This is a genomic window from Planomonospora algeriensis, assembly GCF_977012225.1.
Genome location: NZ_CDRNDK010000863.1, coordinates 1 through 1,325, shown reverse-complemented (window position 1 = coordinate 1,325; position 1,325 = coordinate 1). Strand labels below are relative to the sequence as shown.

Genomic DNA, 1,325 nt, shown 5'->3' with positions numbered 1-1,325 from the left:
CGGGACGCGGACCGGGGCTCCGGCCGAAGGCGGTGCGGGGCCGGCGAGGCGGCCGGGCGCGGTGCGGGCCTGGTGGCGGCTGCTCGCCTCGGAGACCGGGCTGATCTTCCGGCGGCCGCGCAACCTCGCCATGCTCGTCGTCCTCGCGCTCGTGCCGGTCCTGCTGGGGGTGGCGCTGCGGCTGTTCGGCGGACCGGACGAGGGCGCGGCCGGCGGGGGAGAAGCGATCTTCGCGCAGATCGCCGGGAACGGGCTCTTCCTCACCTTCGCCGCGCTCGCGCTCCTGGTGCAGCTGATGCTGCCCGTGGCCGTCGCGGTGGTCGCGGGGGACGGGATCGCCGGGGAGGCGGGCGGCGGCACGCTGCGCTACCTGCTCACCGCCCCGGCGGGTCGGACCCGGCTGCTGACCGTCAAGTACGCGGGCGCGGTCCTCTTCAGCCTGGCGGCGGTCGCCCTGGTCGCCCTGTCCGCGCTGCTCATCGGGCTGGCGCTGTTCCCGGCGGGGCCGATCACGCTGCTGTCGGGGACGACGATCCCCTTCGCCGAGGGGGTGCTCAGGATCGGCGTCGTCGTGCTCTACGCCACGGCGGGGATGGCCGCCCTGGCCGCCGTCTCGCTGGCCCTGTCGACGCTGACGGAGGTGGCCGTCGGCGCCATCGCCGCCACCGTGGTACTGGTCATCGCCGCCCAGGTCGTCAGCGCGATCCCGCAGCTGTCGGTGCTCCAGCCCTACCTGCTGACGCACTGGTGGGGCGGGTTCGACGGGGTCCTGCGCGACCCGGTGGCGACCGCGGAGATGGGGCGGGGGCTGCTGGTCTTCGCCGCCTACACCGTGATCTTCGGCTCGGTCGCCTGGGCCCGCTTCACGAGCAGGGACATCACCGCCTGAGGGCTCCGGAGCCGGTCCCGCGGAGTGCTGCGCTCTCCACGGGACCGGCGCTCCCCGGCCGCCGCCGATGCACGGTGCCCCGGTGCTCCGCTGCCCGATGCCAGGCGGCCGCCTGGCGGGGGCGGTTCGGGGCCGGGGGCCTTCGCGGCCGGGCCCCTGGCGGTTTCCCGCTCCGGGCGGGTCGCTCAGGTCCCCGCTCCGGGCGGGTCGCTCAGGGGCGCTTCTCGTCCGGACCCGCCGAGGGGACCGTACGGCTCCCGCGGCGCAGGCCGAGCAGACCGGCCGCGAGCCGGCCAGTCCGGCGACCAGACCGGCGCCGCCGAGCAGTCGGGCGGTGCCGTCGGAGGACCCGGAGGATCCGGAGGACGCGCCGACTGCGGCGGCCGGGGCGACCGACGGGGCGGTGTGCGTCCCGGGGACGCCGCGGCGGCGGGGG

The 1,325-nt window shown here is 77.4% G+C and carries 1 protein-coding gene; it reads left to right on the top strand.

The genetic code is table 11. From position 1 onward, the window contains the following. The coding region (locus tag ACWJ6R_RS36455) for an ABC transporter permease (RefSeq protein WP_449066567.1) at window positions 1–889 on the top strand (889 nt) is incomplete at its 5' end. Window positions 890–1,325: the final 436 nt, after the last annotated feature.